We start from the raw sequence: 18,670 nt of genomic DNA, 5'->3' as shown, positions 1-18,670 counted from the left end.
AGGGGCCCTCGGGCCCCTTTTCCTCATGCGGCGTGGCGCATTCAGTGCGGGTGATTGAACTGCGAAGCCAGCTCGCGCAGCGCCACTTCTGCCTGCAGCACCTTGTTCAGGGCATCCTCGGCCTTGTCGCGGCTCAGGCCGAGGCGTTCGAACAGCGCGTCCGGCAGTTCGCTCTGCGGGCCGTTGCCGATGCCACGGCTGCGCAGCAGGTTGACCGCCAGGCACACCAGGTTGGGGTAGGCGGCATGGGCGCCGTCGTAGTCCGGGTCGTGCTGGAAGCGCAGGGAGCTGGCCAGCTCCTCCGGCATGTCCCAGAAACGCATCAGCCAGGCACCGATCTGCTCACGGGTGATGCCCAGCAGGTGCTGCTCGACATAGCCGGCGGACAGGTGCGGGTTGACCTCCAAGTGCCGGCAGATCAGCGAGAAGTGCGGTGGAAAGACATGCGCCAGCACCAGGTAGCCGAAGTTGTGCAGCAGCCCGGCGAGGTAGGTCAGGCCGGCCTCCGGGCGCTGGGCGCGGGGCATGGCGCGGGTCAGCCCTTCGATCACCGCGGCGGTGTAGATCGCCTGCTGCCAGTAGGGCGTGGCCTGTTGCGGCTGATCCTTGGGCAGCGCCAGGGTCTTGCCCAGGGCCAGGCCGAGGGCCAGGTTGATCACCAGGTCGAAGCCCAGCACGCGGACGATGGCGTCTTCCACCGAGCGAATCTTGCCGGGCGCGGCGTAGTAGGGCGACGCGGCCCAGCTGACCACCTGGGCGGCCAGGGCCGGGTCGGTCTCGACCACGCCGGTGATGTCGTCCACCGTGGCGTCCGGGTCGACGCGCAGCTTGATGATGCGCTGCGCGGTTTCCGGCAGCGGCGGGATCTCGATGGTCTCTTCCAGGCGCTGCTGGATGCGCCGGGCGGTGAAGGCCTGCACGGCCTGGGTGATCTCGGCGCGGTCGTCGTCGGGGCGGTCGAGGTTGGGGCGAATGTCGATGACCGGCTCGCCGAAGCGCGCGGCGCTGGCCTTGGCCAGGAGGATGCTCTTGTAGTGCTCGCTGCCGATTTCCAGCAGCACGCCAGGCTGGCCGGACTCCACCAGCAGGCTGGACTCCTGCAGCAGGCGTTCGTCATACAGGCAGGGCGAGCTGGTCAGCGGCGGCAGGCCGGGGAGCATGGCCAGGTTGTGTTTGCCGAGCATGCGCTCCATGCGTTCGGGCTTGACCGCCACCAGCTTGCGCCCGGTCAGTTCGGCCAGGCGATTGAGGTCGAGCAGCTGGCTCTGCGGGAACAGCACCAGCAGGGCGCCGACCGCGTCGTCGAGCAGCGCGGCCTGGACCCGGCGCGCGGCCGGCAGGGCGGGGTGGTCGAGGCGGATATGGCAGGGAACGCCGAGTTTCTCCAGCAGCTGCAGGATCACCGCTGGCGGGCGCGGTGCGGAATCGGGGGCGAGGGCGACTTCGGTCATTGGCGATATCCGGCTGAGGAACTACTGGCAGGAAGTATAACCAGCGGTTTGTGGGCTTCGCTCGGCCGCCGGACGGGCGACCAGCGGTGGTATGTGCGTTGTCTCACACTTGGCCGTACTGCTGGCCGTGGCGTAGCCAGCGCTCCAGCAGGGGGGCAACGTGCTGTGGCCAGTGTGCCAGCAGGGCCTGGGCTGCATCGCGCACGGCCGGCAGCAGGTCGGCATCGCGCATCAGGTCGGCGACCTTGAACTGCAGCAAACCGGTCTGGCGGGTGCCGAGCATCTCGCCGGGGCCGCGCAGCTCCAGATCCTTTTCGGCGATGACGAAGCCGTCGCAGGTCTCGCGCATGATGCCCAGGCGCTCGCGGCCGAGCTGCGACAGTGGCGCGTGGTAGAGCAGCACGCAGTGGCTGGCGGCGCTGCCGCGGCCGACCCGGCCACGCAGCTGGTGCAGCTGGGCCAGGCCCAAACGCTCGGGGTTCTCGATGATCATCAGGCTGGCATTGGGCACGTCGACGCCCACTTCGATGACGGTCGTGGCGACCAGCAGTTGCAGCTCGCCGCGCTTGAATTCATCCATGATCGCGGCCTTCTCGGCCGGCTTCATGCGCCCGTGGATCAGGCCGACGCGCAGCTCACCGAGCGCGCTGGACAGCTCCTCGAAACTGGTCTCGGCGGCCTGGCAGGTGAGTTCCTCGGATTCCTCGATCAGGGTGCACACCCAGTAAGCCTGGCGCCCTTCGCGGCAGGCGGCGCGGACTCGTTCGACCACCTCGATACGGCGGCTGTCGGCGATTACCAGGGTGTTCACCGGTGTACGCCCGGGCGGCAGCTCGTCGAGGATCGAGGTGTCCAGGTCGGCATAAGCACTCATCGCCAGGGTCCGTGGAATCGGCGTGGCAGTCATGATCAGCTGGTGCGGGCAGAGGCGGCCGTTGATGCCCTTCTGCCGCAGGGCCAGGCGCTGCTGCACACCGAAGCGGTGCTGCTCGTCGATGATCGCCAGGGCCAGGTTGCGGAACTGCACTTCGTCCTGGAACAGCGCGTGGGTGCCGACCACCATCGGCGTGCCACTGGCGATCTGCTCCAGTGCGGCGGTGCGGGCCTTGCCCTTGAGCTTGCCGGCCAGCCAGGCGACTTCGATGCCCAGGGGTTGCAGCCAGCGGGTGAAGTTGAGGTAGTGCTGCTCGGCGAGGATCTCGGTGGGCGCCATCAGCGCCACCTGGTAGCCGGCCTCCAGCGCCTGCAGGGCGGCCAGGGCCGCGACCACGGTCTTGCCGGCGCCGACGTCGCCCTGCACCAGGCGCAGCATGGGCTCGTCCTGGGCTAGGTCGTAGGCGATCTCGGCGCCCACGCGCTGCTGCGCGCCGGTGGGGGCGAAGCCGAGGATGTGCAGGAACTGTTGCGGCAGGCGCTTGGCAGGCGGCAGCTGCGGCGCCTGCTGGGCGCGCACCTGCTCGCGCAGACGTTGCAGCGACAGCTGGTGGGTCAGCAGCTCCTCGAAGGCCAGGCGGTGCTGGGCCCAGTGGCGACCCTCGGCGAGCTCTTCCAGGTCGGCGTCCGGCGGCGGCCGGTGCAGGTAGCGGATCGCCTCGTCCAGCGGGCCGAGGCGATAGTCGCGGGCCACTTCGGCCGGCAGCCAGTCCGGCAGGCTGTGCGGGCCGAGGCGGGCCAGGGCCAGCTGGCTCAGGCTGCGCAGGCGTTGCTGGGTCAGGCCTTCGGTGGTCGGGTAGATCGGCGTCAGGGTCTGTTCCACCGGCGCCACTTCATCGGCGCCGAGGGCACGATATTCCGGGTGGTAGATCTCCAGTCCGGAAGCGCCGGGGCGGGCCTCGCCGTAGCAGCGCACGTGGGTGCCCCGCTTGAGGCCGTCCTTCTGCGCCTGGCTGAAGTGGTAGAAGCGCAGGCTCAGGGTGCCGCTGCCGTCCTGCAGGCGCACCAGCAGGCTGCGGCGCTTGCCCATCACCACATCGGCACCGGCCACCACGCCTTCGATCACCGCGTCCTGGCCGGGGCGCAGGGCGCCGATCGGGATGACGCGGGTGCGGTCCTGGTAGCGCAGGGGCAGGTGGAAGAGCACGTCCTGCAGGGTTTCCAGGCCGACCTTGGCGAGCTTTTCCGCCAGTGCCGCGCCCACTCCCTTGAGCGCGGTGACCGGCACCTGGGCCAGTTCGGTCATGCCGGCAGGGCTTCACCCTGGGGGCGAGCGGCCACCGAGCACAGGCGAATCGAGTCGGCGAGGATCTCGATGGCCTTCGGCCGCGGGAAGCTGGCGCGCCAAGCGATGGCCACGGTGCGGTAGGGCGCCGGGGCGGCTAGCGGGCGGACTTCGATCACGCCGGGGGCGTAATGGTGGCTGTCCACGGCGGAGAACGGCAGGATCGAGATGCCCAGGCCGGAGGCGACCATGTGGCGGATGGTTTCCAGCGAGCTGGATTCCACCGTGGTGTGCTTGGCGCTGTCTTCGCCGCCTTTGCGCAGCGACGGGCAGGCTTCCAGCACCTGGTCGCGGAAGCAGTGGCCTTCGCCGAGCAGCAGCAGGCTCTTGTCGTTGAGCAGCTTGCTGTCGATGGTTTCCATCTTGGCCCAGGGGTGGCCGGCTGGCAGCAGGGCGTAGAAGGACTCGTCGTACAGCGGCTTGGTTAGCACATCGGCTTCCTGGAACGGCAGGGCGATGATGATGGCGTCCAGCTCGCCGGTGCGCAGCTTGTCGCGCAGTACGTGGGTGAAGTTCTCTTCGATATATAGCGGCATGTCCGGGGCGACCCGGTGCAGCTGCGGAATCAGGTGCGGGAACAGGTAGGGGCCGACGGTGTAGATGGCGCCGATCTTCAGCGGTGCGGCCAGCTGGTTCTTGCCGGCCTGGGCCAGCTCGCGGATGCCCTGAGCCTGCTCCAGGACCTTTTGCGCCTGGGTAACGATGCCTTCACCGACCGGGGTCAGGCGCACCGCGCTCTTGCTGCGCTCGAAGATCAGCACGCCGAGCTCGTCTTCCAGTTTTTTCACGCCCACCGACAGGGTCGGCTGGCTGACATGGCAGCGCTCGGCGGCGCGGCCGAAGTGCTGTTCCTGAGCGAGGGTGACGATGTAGCGCAGTTCGGTGAGGGTCATAGTTTTAGTCCATTGAGATGCGAGCAAGCATAGCCGCTGTCTTCAATGGAACCAACCGCCCTGCGCAGCAAGTTGCAGGGCGGTTGCAGGTGCCGGCTCAGCGCCGTTCGAGGGAATAGACGAAGGGCGCGACTATCTCCAGCTGGCCGTTCGTCAACATGTCCTGCGGCGGCGCCGGCAGCGGCTGGGCGCGGCGGATCATCTCCAGGGTGGCGCGGTCCAGCGAGGCGCTGCCGGACTTGCCGACCAGGGCGAAGGACAGCACCTTGCCCTTGCCATCGAGCACGAAGCGCAGCCGGTTGACGCCCTCGAAGCCACGGCGGCGGGCGTCTTCCGGGTAGCGCTTGTACTTGGCCAGGTGGCCGAGCAGTTTGCTCTGCCAGCTGAGCTGGGCTTTGCTCGGGGCGCTGACCGCTGCCTTTTGTGGCGCGGCGGCCTTTTCGTCGGGGGCGGCAACCGGGGCCGGTTCCTGCTGCGGCTTGATCTCCGGCTCTGGCGGCTTGGGCTGCGGCGGCTTCGGCTTGGGTTGCGGCTTGGGCTTGGCGATGGCGATCTTCGGTTTCGGCGCCTCGACCACTTTCGGCAGCTCCGGCTCGTCCGGCTCGACCACGGGTTGCGGCGGCGGTGGCGGCGGCTCGACCGGTGCTACCAGCGGCTCCAGTTCGATCAGCATGGCCGCGGGTGGCGGCGCCATGGGCGTCAGCTTGGGCTTGAGCTGGGCGATCAGGTACAGGCCGACGTGGGCCCCGAGTACCACCAGCAGGGCCAGCGCCCAGAATGGCAGGCGACGCTTGAGAGTCATTGCGCGCCGACCGTTTCCAGGCCCACCAGGCCGATCTTCAGATAACCGGCGCCGCGCAGGTTATCCATCACCTGCATCAGGTCGCCGTATTCCACGCCCTTGTCGCCACGGACGAAGATGGTCTTGTCCTTGTCGCTGCTGGTGCGCTTGTCCAGCGCGGCGCCGAGCTGGGCCGGATCGACCTGCTCGTTGTCGAGGAACAGGCGGTGGTCTTCCTTGATGCTCAGGTAGATCGGCTTGTCCGGGCGCGGCGCCGGCTTGGCGGTGGAGGCCGGCAGGTCGATCTTCACGTCCACCGTGGCCAGCGGCGCGGCGACCATGAAGATGATCAGCAGCACCAGCATCACGTCGATAAAGGGGGTGACGTTGATCTCGTGGTTTTCCTGGAGATCGTCGCCACCCTCGTTGAGATGCAGACCCATGGCTCAGCCTACCTTGGCCACGTGGGGCTGTTGGTTACGCTCGGGGGCGGCCGGCAGGTCGAGATCGCGGCTGACCAGCAGCAGGACCTGGGCCGAGGCGTCGGCCACCTGGGCCCGGTAGCCGGCGATGGAGCGGGCGAAGACGTTGTAGATGATCACGGCGGGAATCGCCGCGACCAGGCCCAGGGCGGTTGCCAGCAGGGCTTCGGCGATACCCGGGGCGACCACGGCGAGGTTGGTGGTCTGCGATTTGGCGATGCCGATGAAGCTGTTCATGATGCCCCACACGGTACCGAACAGGCCGACGAAGGGCGCGGTGGAGCCGATGGTGGCGAGTACGCCGGTGCCCTGGCTCATGCTGCGGCCACTGGCGGCAACCAGGCGCTCGAGGCGGAAGCTGACGCGTTCCTTGATGCCTTCCTTCTCCTGGCTGCCGGCGGACAGGCGCAGCTCATCGCGGGCGTCTTCGATCAGCACGCTGCTGAAGCTGTGCTTGGCACGGGCCTGTTCGGCGGCTTGGGCCAGGTTGCGTGCGGCCTTGAGCTCGGGCACTTCGCGCTGCAGGCGACGGCGGGCGATGATCAGCTCCAGGCCCTTGGCGATCCATACGGTCCAGGTCAGGATCGAGGCCAGCACCAGGCCGATCATCACGCTCTTCACCACCATGTCGGCGTTGCGGTACATGCCCATGGGCGAGAGGTCGTGCAGCAGGGTCTGGTCTTCCGCCACCACGGCCTCCCCCGCATTCTCGCCGGCCAGCAGCTTGCTCAGGTCCTGGCCCAGGGTCGCTGCGCTGTCCAGCGCCTGCAGGGTCTTGGTGATCTCTTCCGTGGAGGCGCCGGCTTCCGTCAGGTGCTGTCGGGCGGCTTCGCGCAGTTGCTCGGGCGTGGCCTGCGGGCCGAGGGCCTGCAGCTTCTGTAGCAGGGCATCCTGCTGCGGCTCGGCGGCGGCCGGTTGCACTTGCTCGCTGCTGGCAACGGCTTCAGGTCTGGCCAGCGCAGCTTCCTCGGCGAAGGCGCCGAATGGCAGCAGCAGACCCAGCAGCATGGCGGCGAGGGTCAGTCGAGGGGCGAGAGTGGGCTGGGCGCGGAGGGCGGTAGAGTTCATGCTGGCCGGACCTGGAAGTAGAGAGGCCTGTCCCGGGTTCGGGTCAGGTGGAAGGCGCAGTATTATTGCAATTAATTCTTGTTTATGAAAGTAACGATGTAACATTTTCACCCGCAGGACTCCCCCAGAACAGGAACCACGATGACTCAACATACTTTGATGATCGCCGGTTGTGGCGATGTCGGCAGCCGTCTCGGCGAGCGCATCAGCGCACTGGGCTGGCAGGTGCATGGCCTGCGCCGTGAGGTGTCGCGCCTGCCGGCTGGCATCCTGCCGGTGGCGGGCGACCTGCAGCAGCCGAGCTGCCCGCCAGCCTGGCCGAAGGGGCAACTGGATTACCTGGTGTATTGCGCGGCAGCCACTCAGCATGACGAGGCAGGTTATCGGCGCGCCTATGTCGACGGCTTGCGCCATGCATTGACCTGGCTGGGCGAGCACGGCCAGCGCCCGCGGCGTCTGTTGTTCGTCTCCAGTACCGGGGTCTACGCCCAGCAGGGGGGCGAGTGGGTGGATGAAACCGCACCGGCCGAGGCCGAGGGGTATTCCGGGCGGGTGATGCGCGAGGCCGAGCGGCTGGCCCTGGAAAGTGCTGTGCCGGCCACGCTGGTGCGTCTGGCGGGTATCTATGGTCCGGGGCGCGAGTGGTTGCTCGGCCAGGTGCGCCAGGGCTATCGGGTGGCCAGCGAGCCGCCGCTGTACGGCAACCGCATCCATGCCGACGATGCCGCTGGCCTGCTGGCCTTCCTGCTGCAGGCCGATGCGGCGGGGCAGGCGCTGCAGGATTGCTACCTGGGCGTGGACGACGCGCCGGCACCGCTGCACGAAGTGGTCGGCTGGTTGCGCGAGTACCTGGGCGTCAGCCACTGGGCCGAGCAGCAGAGCGTGCGCCGCGCAGGTAGCAAGCGCTGCAGTAACGCCCGGGCCCGCGCGCTGGGCTGGGCGCCGCAGTACCCGAGCTATCGCGAGGGGTACGCCGCGATACTGTCTGGTCAGCGCTAGCACAATCCGCCTCGGTCGCGGCGCTGGGGTGTGAGAAGGGGCGCAGGTATGGGGCGAGGCTGGAGGGTTGGCTATACCTTGTTGTACAGAGTTGCTGTTTTGTACAATATTGCTCGAGTGAGCCGCTGCCAGGTGCCCCTGCCATGAGTCGATCCGCCTTCAACCTCGATGCTCATTACCGCAGGGCCGACCGCATCATGCTGGGCGTGCTCTGGCTGATGGCCCTCTATTCCCTGGGGCTGGCTGCCTGGCATGACACCTGGGCGCAGGCCCTGCTGGTCGGTGGCACTACTGCGCTGGTGCTGACCCTGCTCAATGCCCTGGTCGGTGGCAGCCGCCTCATGCGTTGCTGCATGGCGGCGGCGTTCATGGTGCTGTCGGCGCTGCACATCAATTTGAGCGGCGGGATGCTGGAGATGCATTTCGGCATCTTCGTCCTGCTGGCCTTTCTGGTCTATTACCGCGACTGGCTGCCGATTGTGGTAGCAGCGGGTGTCATTGCGACCCACCACCTGACCTTCTTCGCTCTGCAGCAGCAGGGGGTTGGCGTGTATGTGGTGCCGCAGGGAAGTTGGCCGATCATCTTCCTGCATGCCTTCTATGTGGTACTGGAGAGCGCGATTCTCGTGTACCTGGCGCGACAGGCCTATGCCGAGGCGCGTGAGGGTGAGGCGCTGATGCAGGTGGTGACCAGCATTACCGAGCAGGAGGAGAGCATTGATCTCCGTCAGCGCGCCCAGTCCAGTGGACCTGTGGTCGGACGTTTCAACCATTTCCTCGAGTTGCTGGAGGAAATGGTGGCCGAGGTGGTCATCGACACCGAAGGCCTGGGCCATACGGGCGACAGCCTGAACCGTGCCACCCAGCAACTGCGTCAGGGGTCATCCCGCCAACTGGAAGAAATTTCCCACATGGCGGGGGTCATGCAGGAAATGAGTATGGCCATCGACGAGGTCGCCAAACACGCCCAGCAGGCTGCCGGTGCCACCCAGGGGGCCACGGCCAAGGCGTCGGAAGGGCGGGCTGCGGTTACTCAGAGTGCCAGCGAGATTGCCCGTCTGGCCGAGCTGATCGACGCTACCGATCGTGAGGTGCAGTCACTGGACGAGCAGTCCCAGCAGATCGGCCGGGTGCTGGAAGTGATCCGCGCGATCGCCGAGCAAACCAATCTGCTGGCTCTGAACGCTGCTATCGAAGCGGCACGGGCCGGTGAGCAGGGCCGTGGCTTTGCCGTAGTCGCCGATGAAGTGCGCAACCTGGCGCAGAAGACGGCGACCTCCACGGCCGAGATTCAGGACATCATTGCCCGCCTGCAGCAAAGCAGTGGGCAGGCCGCTCGAGCCATGCAGGACAGCCAGCAGGGTGTGAGCCGTTGTGTGGCGGACAGCCATCGGGCCGGCGAGTTGCTGCTGGCCATCGTCGGTGAGATCGAGGCGGTCAGCCAGATGAGTGACCTGATTGCCGGCGCCACCCATGAGCAGGCCAAGGCCAGTGGCGAAGTCACCCGCTACCTGACGGGAGTGCAGCAGGTGGCCGAGCAGAATGCCGAGGACGCCGAAGTGCTGGATGGCGACAGCCAGCGCTTGCGTGAGCTGGCCCGGCGCCTGGGCGAGTTGAGCGTGCGATTCGTGGTCAGCTAGCGCCGACTGCTTTGGGCGAGCGGAGCGCCGGCGCCCAGGTGCAGTTCGACATCGCCGGTAACCTGACCCTGGGTGTCGTAGCGGCGCTCGACCAGGTGTACCTCGCCGTCTGCTCCCAGTAGCAATGCGCTGCTGGAGCAGGTGCCATAGCCCGGGCCGACGATGAACATGCTCGACAGCAGCAGCTCCCAGTCGACGCCGATGCCGGTATCCGGCAGCAGTGCCCGTGGTGGCTGGCTGCGATCGCGCATCAGCTCCAGCAGGTCGCCCGGTTGCGGCGTTTCCAGGCAGGCGGCGAGGCGTTCGCTGGCGCGCAGCACCTTCGGCCAGGGGGTATCCAGCTCGGCATTGGACAAGCCATAGAGCCCGGGTGCCAGGCGCCGGACCTGGCCTTCCTCGGAATTGAAGTAGTACAGCGCGTGGCGATCACCCAGCAGCAGGTTGAAGCCGCTGTACAGCTCCAGGCGTGGTTGCAGTTCGGCGAGAAAGGCCTCGGCGTCCAGCTCGCCACGGAGGAATTCGACCGGCAGCTCGCCGCGTGAGTTGGGGCCCTTGGCCAGCTGCGGATCGCGAATATTGGTCAGGGCGGCGAAGCGTCCCCGGCCGTTCACGCCCAGCCAGGTGCCGCCGGCCTGCAGGTCGCGCCCGGCATAGACGCCGGGCAGGTCCGGCCATTCGCCCAGCGGCAGGCTGGCGCGGTCATAGAACTCGTCGCGGTTGGCGGCCAGCACCAAGGGCAAGGCATGCTCGGGGCGCCAGGCGAACACGATCAGGCACATGGGACCTCCGGGTCCTGCGGGCGTGGCCGCAGTCTAGCAACAAAGTGGCGGGCGTCACCGCCTCGCTGGAGGGCGGCCAGGGCATCCGTTACCATGCCGCTTCGCATTGGGAGGGCTGCATGGAATTCCTGCTCTATCTGCTATTGGGCGCGGCCGCCGGTGTGCTGGCCGGGCTGTTCGGCGTCGGCGGCGGCATCATCATCGTGCCGGTGCTGGTATTCAGCTTTACTGCCCAGGGCATCGACCCGGCGGTGCTGACCCACCTGGCCGTGGGTACTTCGCTGGCCACCATCGTCTTCACCTCGATCAACTCGATCCTCGAACACCAGCGCAAGGGTGCGGTGCTGTGGCCGGTGTTCGCCTGGATGACCCTCGGCATCCTGCTCGGCGCCGGCCTGGGTTCGCTGACCGCCGCGGCCATCAACGGCCCACTGCTGCAGAAGATCATCGGCGTGTTCGCCATCATCATCGCTATTCAGATGGGCCTGGAGCTGAAACCCAAGGCCGGTCGCGCGGTCCCAGGCAAGCTGGGGCTGACCGCCGCCGGTGGGGTGATCGGCTGGGCCTCGGCGATCTTCGGCATCGGCGGCGGCTCGCTGACCGTGCCTTTCCTGACCTGGCGCAGCGTGCCGATGCAGCAGGCGGTGGCCACTTCGTCGGCCTGCGGCCTGCCGATCGCCGCGGCCAGCGCCCTGAGTTTCATGGTGATCGGCTGGCAGGAGCCGGGGCTGCCGCAGTGGAGCGTCGGTTTCGTCTACCTGCCGGCCATGGCCGGGATCGCCATCACCAGTATGTTCTTCGCCCGTTTCGGCGCGCGTCTGGCGCACAAGCTGTCGCCGCGCCTGCTCAAGCGTCTGTTCGCCCTGCTGCTCTTGGTAGTGGGCGTGAATTTCCTGATCTAAGGAGTTGTGAATGCTGCCTTACCCGCAGATCGACCCGGTGGCCATCGCCCTAGGGCCGCTGAAAATCCACTGGTACGGCCTGATGTATCTGGTCGGTATCGGCGGCGCCTGGCTGCTGGCCTCGCGCCGGCTGGCCCGGTTCGACCCGACCTGGAGCAAGGAGAAGCTCTCCGACCTGGTGTTCTGGGTGGCCATGGGCGTGATCCTCGGCGGCCGCCTGGGCTATGCCCTGTTCTACGACCTGTCGGCCTACCTGCATGATCCGCTGAAGATCCTGCGGGTTTGGGAGGGCGGCATGTCCTTCCACGGCGGCCTGATCGGCGTGATGCTGGCCACCTGGTGGTTCGGCCGGCGCAACGGCAAGAGCTTCTTCCAGCTGATGGACTTTATCGCCCCGCTGGTGCCGATCGGCCTGGGCGCTGGGCGCATCGGCAACTTCATCAATTCCGAGCTGTGGGGCAAGGTCACCGACGTGCCCTGGGCCATGGTCTTCCCCAATGGCGGGCCGGACCCGCGCCACCCCTCGCAGCTGTACCAGTTCGCCCTGGAAGGCGTGGCGCTGTTCCTGATCCTCTGGGCCTACTCGCGCAAACCGCGCCCGACCATGGCGGTGTCCGGCCTGTTCGCCGCCTGCTACGGGGTGTTCCGCTTCATCGTCGAGTTCGTCCGCGTGCCGGATGCCCAGCTCGGTTACCTGGCCTGGGGCTGGCTGACCATGGGCCAGGTGCTGTGCGTGCCGATGATCCTTGGCGGCCTCGGCCTGATGGTCTGGGCGTATCGTCGGGCCAAGGCCTGAATCGCCGGCGATTTAGGTAAACTGCGCGCTTTTTCCGGGTGCCTGGCCAGGCACCCGCGACCTTCCCAGCGGAGCTGAGATGAAACAGTACCTCGACCTGATGCGCCTGGTGCGCGAGACCGGCACCTTCAAGAGCGACCGCACCGGCACCGGCACCTACTCGGTGTTCGGCCACCAGATGCGCTTCAACCTGGCCGATGGCTTCCCGCTGGTGACCACCAAGAAGTGCCACCTGAAATCCATCATTCACGAGCTGCTGTGGTTCCTTCAGGGCGACACCAACATCAAGTACCTGAAGGACAACGGCGTGCGCATCTGGGACGAGTGGGCCGACGAGAACGGCGACCTCGGCCCTGTATACGGCTACCAGTGGCGCAGCTGGCCGGCACCGAACGGCGAGTCGATCGACCAGATCAGCAAGCTGATCGCGATGATCAAGAACAACCCGGACTCGCGCCGCCTGATCGTCTCCGCCTGGAACCCGGCGCTGGTCGACGAAATGGCCCTGCCGCCATGCCACACCATGTTCCAGTTCTACGTCGCCGAAGGCCGCCTGAGCTGCCAGCTGTACCAGCGCTCGGCGGACATCTTCCTTGGCGTGCCGTTCAACATCGCCAGCTACGCCCTGCTGACCCTGATGATCGCCCAGGTCTGCGGCCTCGAACCGGGCGACTTCGTCTGGACCGGCGGCGACTGCCACCTGTACGCCAACCACATCGAACAGACCGACCTGCAGCTGACCCGCGAGCCGCTGCCGCTGCCGACCATGAAGCTCAACCCCGAGGTGAAGGACCTGTTCGCCTTCACGTTCGAGGACTTCGAGCTGCAGAACTACCAGGCCCACCCGCACATCGCCGCGCCGGTCGCGGTGTAAGCCATGCTGGCGGCCGAGCTCAAGGCCTTTCACATGGTCGCGCGCCTGGGCAGCATCACCCAGGCGGCGAAGAAACTCGGCCTCAGCCAGCCCACCGTCACCACGCAGATCCGCAACCTCGAGGCGCAATACGGCGTCGAGCTGTTCTTTCGTGGCGGTCGCCGTCTGACCCTCAGCGACGAAGGCGTGCGCCTGCTGCCGATGGTGCAGCAGCTGCTGCAGCAGGAGGCCGACATCGAGTTCTTCCTGCGCAACTGCGGCCAGGTGCAGGGCAGCCTGCGCATCGCCGCCACCGCGCCCTATTACGTGCTCGACCTGATCAAGCGCTTTCGCGAACGCCTGCCGCAGGTGCAGGTGACGCTGGAGATCGGCAACTCGCAGCAGGTCATCGAGGCGCTGGAGGAATACCGCGTCGACCTGGCCGCCTCCTCGCAGCTGGAGCAGGACGCGCGCTTCACCCGCCTGGTGCTGGGCCAGGACCCGCTGGTGCTGGCCGCGCACCGCAATCACCCGTTGGCCAACCATCAGCGCCTGTCGCCCAGTGCCCTGGCCGGGCACTGTCTGCTGATGCGCGAAGCCGGTTCCAGCACGCGCGTGCTGACCGAACAGATGCTCCGCGAAGCTGGCGTCGCCCCCGGCCCGTTGCTGGAGATCGGCAGTCGCGAGTCGATCCGCGAGGGCGTGCTGCGCAACATCGGCGTCAGCGTAATCGCCCGCCACGAGGTGCCGGGCAACCCCGAGCTGCGGGTGATCGAACTGGACGACGCGCCGCTGATCCCGGAATACCTCTACTGCCTCAAGGAGCGCCGCAGCGCGCGCCTGCCGGCGGCCTTTCTGGCCCTGGCACGGGAAAGCACAGTGTAGAGCTATCACTTCCCCTCTCCCTCTGGGAGAGGGAGCCATACCCAAATCCGCCGATACCACTATCGGCAGCTTTTGCCCAACTGCCATAAAGCCTTAGCACTGCACCCGCAGCATGAGCCTCGTACCGATATTCACGAGGCTCCGCCATGGCTACCGTCGATCTGCAGCTGCGCGACATCCACAAGGGCTTCGGCGCCTTCAAGGCGCTGGACGGTGTGTCGCTGGACATTGCCGCTGGCGAGCTGGTGTGCCTGCTCGGCCCGTCCGGCTGCGGCAAGACCACCCTGCTGCGCTGCATCGCCGGCCTGGAGCAGCAGGACGGCGGCGCCATCCGCTTCGCCGGGCGTGATGTCTCCGCGCTGCCGCCGCAGGCGCGCGACTACGGCATCCTGTTCCAGTCCTACGCGCTGTTCCCCAACCTCACGGTGGCGCAGAACGTCGCCTACGGCCTGGCTGGCCAGGGCCGCGAGGCGATCCGCGCACGGGTGAACGAGATGCTCGAACTGGTCGGCCTGGCCGGCAGCGAGCAGAAGTACCCGGCGCAGCTCTCCGGCGGCCAGCAGCAGCGCGTGGCCCTGGCCCGCGCCCTGGCGCCGGCGCCTTCGCTGCTGCTGCTCGACGAGCCGATGTCGGCCCTCGACGCCCGGGTGCGCGAGCACCTGTGCGGCGAGCTGCGCGCCCTGCAGCGTCAGCTCGGCATCACCACCCTGATGGTCACCCACAACCAAGATGAGGCCATGCTGATGGCCGACCGCATCGCCGTGATGAACCATGGCCGCGTCGAGCAATACGCCTCGCCCTGGGACATCTACCGCGCGCCGGCCACGCCCTTCGTCGCCGAGTTCGTCGGCCAGGGCAACTGGCTGCCGTTCGAGCGCGATGGCGAGCACGCCCGCGTCGGCGACCTCAGCCTGCGCCTGCACGGCCAGCAGCCGCGCGAGCGTGGCCGCCTGTTCTGCCGCCCCGAAGCGGTGGTGATCAACCCGCCGGTGCACGAGGACAACCTGTTCCCGGCGCAGATGCGCGAGATCACCTTCCTCGGCAACCGTTGCCGTATGAGTTTCGAGCTGGACGCCCTGCCGGGCCATGCCCTGCTCGCCGAGCTGGCGCCGGAGGCCATGCCGCGTCTGAGTGGAGCCGAGATTTGGGTGGCACTGCCGCCGCGCAGCCTGCAGGTGTTTGCCTGATGGAACTTGAGTGCCCTCAATCGCGGCTGAAGCCGCTCCCACAGGGGGCGGCGAGGCAAGGTGGGAGAGGCTTCCGCCTCGATGCCTCTCTGGCCGACCTCCTGTTCATTCGCGGCGGCCAGTGGCTGCTGCTGGTCCTGCTGCTGCTCGCCGTGCTGCTGCCGCTGGCGGCCATGCTCTGGCGCGGCCTGGCCGGTGACCCTGCCCAGGGCGGCGGTCTGGCCGCGGCGGCCGAGCTGATCGGCAGCAGCAACTTCCGCTGGCTGCTCGGCAACAGTCTGAAGAGCGCGCTGGCCGTGGTGCTGATCGTGGTGCCGCTGGCCTATGCCTTCGCCTACGCCCTGCAGCGCACCTGCGTGCCGGCCAAAGGCCTGTGGCGCGGCATCTCGCTGCTGCCGCTGCTGGCGCCGTCGATGCTGCCGGGCATTGCGCTGATCTACCTGTTCGGCAACCAGGGAGTGCTGCGCCATCTGCTGACGGACAATATCTACGGCTTCTGGGGCATCGTCCTCGGTCAGGTCATCTACACCTTCCCGCACGCGCTGATGGTGCTGCTCAGCGCCCTGGCCCTGGCCGATGCGCGGCTGTTCGATGCCGCGTCGAGCATGGGCGCGTCGCCCTGGCGGGCATTTCGCAGCATCACCTGGCCGGGCAGCCGGCAGGGCGTGTTCGCCGCCGCCTGCCTGGTGTTCACCCTGTGCGTGACCGACTTCGGCGTGCCGGTGGTGGTCGGTGGCGACTACCAGGTGCTGGCGCTGGAGGCCTACAAGGCGGTGGTCGGCCAGCAGCAGTTCGGCCGTGGCGCGCTGATCGGCATGCTCCTGCTGCTGCCGGCGCTGCTCAGCTTTGCCGTCGACCTGTGGCTGCGCCGCCGCCAGCGTGACGCCATGAGCGGCCGCGCCCAGGTCTACCACCCGCAGCCGCAGCGTGGCCGCGATGGTGCCTTCCTGCTAGTGCTGGTGCTGGTCTGCGCGGCGCTGCTCGGGGTGTTCGGCATGGCCGTGTACTCCTCGCTGGTCAAGTTCTGGCCCTACAACCTGAGCCTGGTGCTCGACCACTACGCCTTCTCCGAACTGCCCGGCGGCTGGCTGGCCTACCGCAACAGCCTGCTGATGGCCGGCTGCAGCGCCCTGTTCGGCGGTCTGCTGATCTTCACCGGCGCCTACCTGCTGGAGAAGACCCGGCAGAGCCCGCTGACCCAGCTGCTGCGCCTGCTGTGCTTCATTCCCATGGCGGTGCCCGGTTTGGTCCTCGGCCTCGGCTACGTGTTCTTCTTCAACCTGCCCGGCAACCCGTTGCACGGCCTGTACGGCAGCCTGGCGCTGCTGGTGATCTGCACCGTGGCGCACTTCCTCACCACCGCGCAGATGACCGCTGCCGCCGCGCTGCGCCAGCTCGATGGCGAGTTCGAGGCCGCCGCGCTGTCGCTCAAGGTGCCGCTGCTGCGCCATTTCCTGCGCGTGACCCTGCCGGTGTGCCTGCCAGCACTGCTCGACATCGTGCGCTACCTGTTCGTCTCGGCGATGACCACGGTGTCGGCGGTGATCTTCCTCTACAGCCCGGACAGCATGCTCGCCGCCATCGCCGTGCTGAACATGGACGACGCCGGCAACGTCGGCGGCGCCGCCGCCATGTCCACCCTGATCCTGCTCACGTCCGCCGGCGTCTCGCTGCTGCTGGCCGGGGCCTCGCGCGGCCTGCTGCGCCGATCCCAGGCCTGGCGCGCGGCGCCTGCTCATTGATCCATCGGAGAACCTTCATGCGCTACCAGCACCCCCACCGCCTGCAAGCCGCCATCCTCGACTGGGCCGGCACCGTGGTCGACTTCGGCTCCTTCGCGCCAACCCGCATCTTCGTCGAGGCCTTCGCCCAGTTCGATGTCGAGCTGAGCCTGGAGGAAGCCCGCGGGCCGATGGGCATGGGCAAGTGGGACCACATCCGCACCCTGTGCGACGTGCCGGCCATCGCCGAGCGCTACCAGCGCCGCTTCGGTCGCCTGCCGAGCGATGCCGACGTGACCGCCATCTACGAACGCTTCATGCCGCTGCAGATCGCCAAGGTCGGCGAGCACTCGGCGCTGATTCCCGGCGCGCTGGAGGCCATCGCCGCCCTGCGCGAGCGTGACCTGAAGATCGGCAGCTGCTCCGGCTACCCGCTGGCGGTAATGGGCAAGGTGGTCGAACTGGCCGCCGCCAAGGGCTACAGCCCGGACCATGTGGTTGCCACCGACGAGGTGCCCAAGGGCCGGCCGAGCCCGGCGCAGGCGCTGGCCAACGTCATCGCCCTGGGCCTCGACGACGTCGCCGCCTGCGTCAAGGTCGACGACACCGAGCCGGGCATCCTCGAGGGCCGCGCCGCCGGCATGTGGACCGTGGCGCTGCGCTTCTCCGGCAACTTCCTCGGCCTTTCCTGGGACGAGTACCAGGCGCTGCCGGCCGAGCGCCGCGCCGCCGAGCGTGCGCGCATCGACGGCCTGTTCGCCACCAGCCGCCCGCACTACCTGATCGACACCATCGCCGATCTTCCCGCGGTGATCGACCACATCAACGCCCGCCTGGCCCGTGGCGAGAGCCCGCAGGCCTGCTGAGCGCAACGCGCCGAACAACCAACGCCAACAGCCACACCACTAGGAGCTTCATCATGTTCAAACGCACCGCTCTGGCCGCCGGCCTGCTCGCCGCCTGCGCCCTGCAGGCCCAGGCCAATACCGAACTGACCGTCTACACCGCGCTGGAAGTCGAGCAGCTCAAGCCTTACCAGGAAGCCTTCGAGCAACAGAACCCGGATATCAAGCTGAAGTGGGTGCGCGACTCCACCGGCATCGTCACCGCCAAGCTGCTGGCCGAGAAGGACCGCCCGCAGGCCGACGTGGTCTGGGGCCTGGCCGGCTCCAGCCTGGCCATCCTCAAGCAGCAGGACATGCTGGTGCCCTATGCCCCGGCCAACCTGGACAAGATTGGCGCCAACTACCGTGACGCCGCCAACCCGCCGGCCTGGGTCGGCATGGACGTGTGGGCCGCGACCATCTGCTTCAACACCATCGAGGCCGAGAAGCAGGGCCTGCCCAAGCCGACCAAGTGGGAAGACCTGACCAACCCGGTGTACAAGGACAAGATCGTCATGCCCAACCCGGCCTCGTCCGGCACCGGCTACCTGGACGTCAGCGCCTGGCTGCAGACCTTCGGCCAGGACGGTGGCTGGGCCTATATGGACAAGCTGCACCAGAACATCGGCCAGTACACCCATTCCGGCTCCAAGCCGTGCAAGCTGGCCGCCGCCGGCGAGTTCCCCGTCGGCATCTCCTTCGAGTACCCGGCCGTGCAGCTCAAGCGCAAGGGCGCGCCGCTGGACATCGTGCTGCCCAAGGAAGGCCTGGGCTGGGAGATCGAGGCCACCGGCATCGTCAAGGGCACCGACCAGCTGGAAGCCGCCAAGAAGCTCGCCGACTTCGCCGCCAGCCGCGAGGCCATGGACCTGTACAAGGCCAACTTCGCCGTACTGGCCCAGCCGGGTATCGCCGAGCGCTTCCAGGAACTGCCGGCCGACTACGAGCAGCGCCTGATCAAGAACGACTTCAACTGGGCCTCGGAAAACCGCGATCAGATCCTCGCCGAGTGGCGCAAGCGCTACGACGGCAAGTCCGAGCCTGTGGCTCAGTAAGTCCGCATCACCCCTCTCCCCTTGGGAGAGGGGCAATCCGGTGCTGTGTTTAGGCACGGTGCGGCTCGCTACACAT

General features: G+C 67.6%; 17 protein-coding genes. 10 read left to right on the top strand and 7 right to left on the bottom strand.

Features of this window, described 5'->3' with window-relative positions:
* Positions 1 to 41 precede the first annotated feature (41 nt).
* From AYB31_RS08325 to exbB, 6 genes are all read right to left on the bottom strand, one after another.
* Positions 42 to 1,451 (bottom strand): aminoacyl-tRNA deacylase and HDOD domain-containing protein, encoded by a 1,410-nt coding sequence (locus AYB31_RS08325; protein ID WP_068827606.1) that lies wholly within the window; start codon positions 1,449 to 1,451, stop codon positions 42 to 44.
* 103 nt (positions 1,452 to 1,554) lie between these two features.
* Positions 1,555 to 3,630, bottom strand: coding sequence for an ATP-dependent DNA helicase RecG (gene recG, locus AYB31_RS08320; protein WP_068827604.1), 2,076 nt, complete (start codon positions 3,628 to 3,630; stop codon positions 1,555 to 1,557).
* Positions 3,627 to 4,562, bottom strand: coding sequence for a hydrogen peroxide-inducible genes activator (locus AYB31_RS08315; RefSeq protein ID WP_068827602.1), 936 nt, complete (start codon positions 4,560 to 4,562; stop codon positions 3,627 to 3,629). Before AYB31_RS08315 ends, recG begins: the two co-directional genes overlap by 4 nt.
* A gap of 97 nt (positions 4,563 to 4,659) precedes the next feature.
* The gene (locus AYB31_RS08310; RefSeq protein WP_068827600.1) at positions 4,660 to 5,364 is read right to left on the bottom strand and encodes an energy transducer TonB; all 705 of its coding nucleotides are present in this window, start codon (positions 5,362 to 5,364) and stop codon (positions 4,660 to 4,662) included.
* Positions 5,361 to 5,786, bottom strand: coding sequence for a TonB system transport protein ExbD (gene exbD, locus AYB31_RS08305; protein WP_068827598.1), 426 nt, complete (start codon positions 5,784 to 5,786; stop codon positions 5,361 to 5,363). Before exbD ends, AYB31_RS08310 begins: the two co-directional genes overlap by 4 nt.
* A 3-nt stretch (positions 5,787 to 5,789) precedes the next feature.
* Positions 5,790 to 6,893, bottom strand: a complete 1,104-nt coding sequence (gene exbB, locus AYB31_RS08300) for a tonB-system energizer ExbB (RefSeq protein ID WP_068827596.1) — start codon at positions 6,891 to 6,893, stop codon at positions 5,790 to 5,792.
* 141 nt (positions 6,894 to 7,034) lie between these two features.
* Here exbB and AYB31_RS08295 point away from each other — a divergent pair, with 141 nt between their 5' ends.
* On the top strand, positions 7,035 to 7,892 hold the full coding sequence (locus AYB31_RS08295) for an NAD-dependent epimerase/dehydratase family protein (protein ID WP_068827594.1): 858 nt from the start codon (positions 7,035 to 7,037) through the stop codon (positions 7,890 to 7,892).
* 143 nt (positions 7,893 to 8,035) lie between these two features.
* On the top strand, positions 8,036 to 9,532 hold the full coding sequence (locus AYB31_RS08290) for a methyl-accepting chemotaxis protein (RefSeq protein ID WP_068827592.1): 1,497 nt from the start codon (positions 8,036 to 8,038) through the stop codon (positions 9,530 to 9,532).
* Here AYB31_RS08290 and AYB31_RS08285 read toward each other — a convergent pair.
* Positions 9,529 to 10,311 carry an NRDE family protein gene (locus tag AYB31_RS08285; RefSeq protein ID WP_068827590.1) on the bottom strand — a complete coding sequence of 261 codons (783 nt, stop codon included), beginning with the start codon at positions 10,309 to 10,311 and terminating at the stop codon, positions 9,529 to 9,531. The genes AYB31_RS08290 and AYB31_RS08285 overlap by 4 nt on opposite strands.
* A 119-nt stretch (positions 10,312 to 10,430) precedes the next feature.
* On the opposite strand from AYB31_RS08285, the gene AYB31_RS08280 reads away from it, so the two are divergent.
* From AYB31_RS08280 to AYB31_RS08245, 8 genes are all read left to right on the top strand, one after another.
* Complete coding sequence (locus AYB31_RS08280; RefSeq protein ID WP_068827684.1) at positions 10,431 to 11,213, top strand: sulfite exporter TauE/SafE family protein; 783 nt, start codon at positions 10,431 to 10,433, stop codon at positions 11,211 to 11,213.
* Positions 11,214 to 11,223: 10 nt separating this feature from the next.
* A complete protein-coding gene (gene lgt, locus AYB31_RS08275) occupies positions 11,224 to 12,009 on the top strand; it encodes a prolipoprotein diacylglyceryl transferase (RefSeq protein WP_068827588.1) in 786 nt (261 codons plus the stop codon).
* A gap of 79 nt (positions 12,010 to 12,088) precedes the next feature.
* Positions 12,089 to 12,883 (top strand): thymidylate synthase, encoded by a 795-nt coding sequence (locus tag AYB31_RS08270; RefSeq protein WP_068827586.1) that lies wholly within the window; start codon positions 12,089 to 12,091, stop codon positions 12,881 to 12,883.
* A 3-nt stretch (positions 12,884 to 12,886) separates the two neighbouring features.
* Positions 12,887 to 13,747: a LysR family transcriptional regulator gene (locus tag AYB31_RS08265; protein WP_068827584.1), complete on the top strand. Its 861-nt coding sequence runs from the start codon at positions 12,887 to 12,889 to the stop codon at positions 13,745 to 13,747.
* Positions 13,748 to 13,893: 146 nt separating this feature from the next.
* The gene (locus tag AYB31_RS08260; protein ID WP_068827582.1) at positions 13,894 to 14,934 is read left to right on the top strand and encodes a putative 2-aminoethylphosphonate ABC transporter ATP-binding protein; all 1,041 of its coding nucleotides are present in this window, start codon (positions 13,894 to 13,896) and stop codon (positions 14,932 to 14,934) included.
* Entirely contained in the window at positions 14,934 to 16,676 is a 1,743-nt protein-coding gene (locus tag AYB31_RS08255) for a putative 2-aminoethylphosphonate ABC transporter permease subunit (protein WP_082805248.1), read from the top strand. Before AYB31_RS08260 ends, AYB31_RS08255 begins: the two co-directional genes overlap by 1 nt.
* Before the next feature lie 17 nt (positions 16,677 to 16,693).
* Positions 16,694 to 17,521: a phosphonoacetaldehyde hydrolase gene (gene phnX / locus AYB31_RS08250; protein WP_068827581.1), complete on the top strand. Its 828-nt coding sequence runs from the start codon at positions 16,694 to 16,696 to the stop codon at positions 17,519 to 17,521.
* 53 nt (positions 17,522 to 17,574) lie between these two features.
* Positions 17,575 to 18,594, top strand: a complete 1,020-nt coding sequence (locus tag AYB31_RS08245; RefSeq protein WP_068827579.1) for a putative 2-aminoethylphosphonate ABC transporter substrate-binding protein — start codon at positions 17,575 to 17,577, stop codon at positions 18,592 to 18,594.
* The last annotated feature ends 76 nt before the right edge of the window (positions 18,595 to 18,670 follow it).

The sequence above is a fragment of the Pseudomonas sp. BMS12 genome (genome assembly GCF_001592875.1).
Classification (GTDB): Bacteria; Pseudomonadota; Gammaproteobacteria; order Pseudomonadales; family Pseudomonadaceae; genus Aquipseudomonas.
The sequence above is the reverse complement of the archived record's forward strand: the minus strand, read 5'-3'. Positions and strand labels throughout refer to the sequence as shown.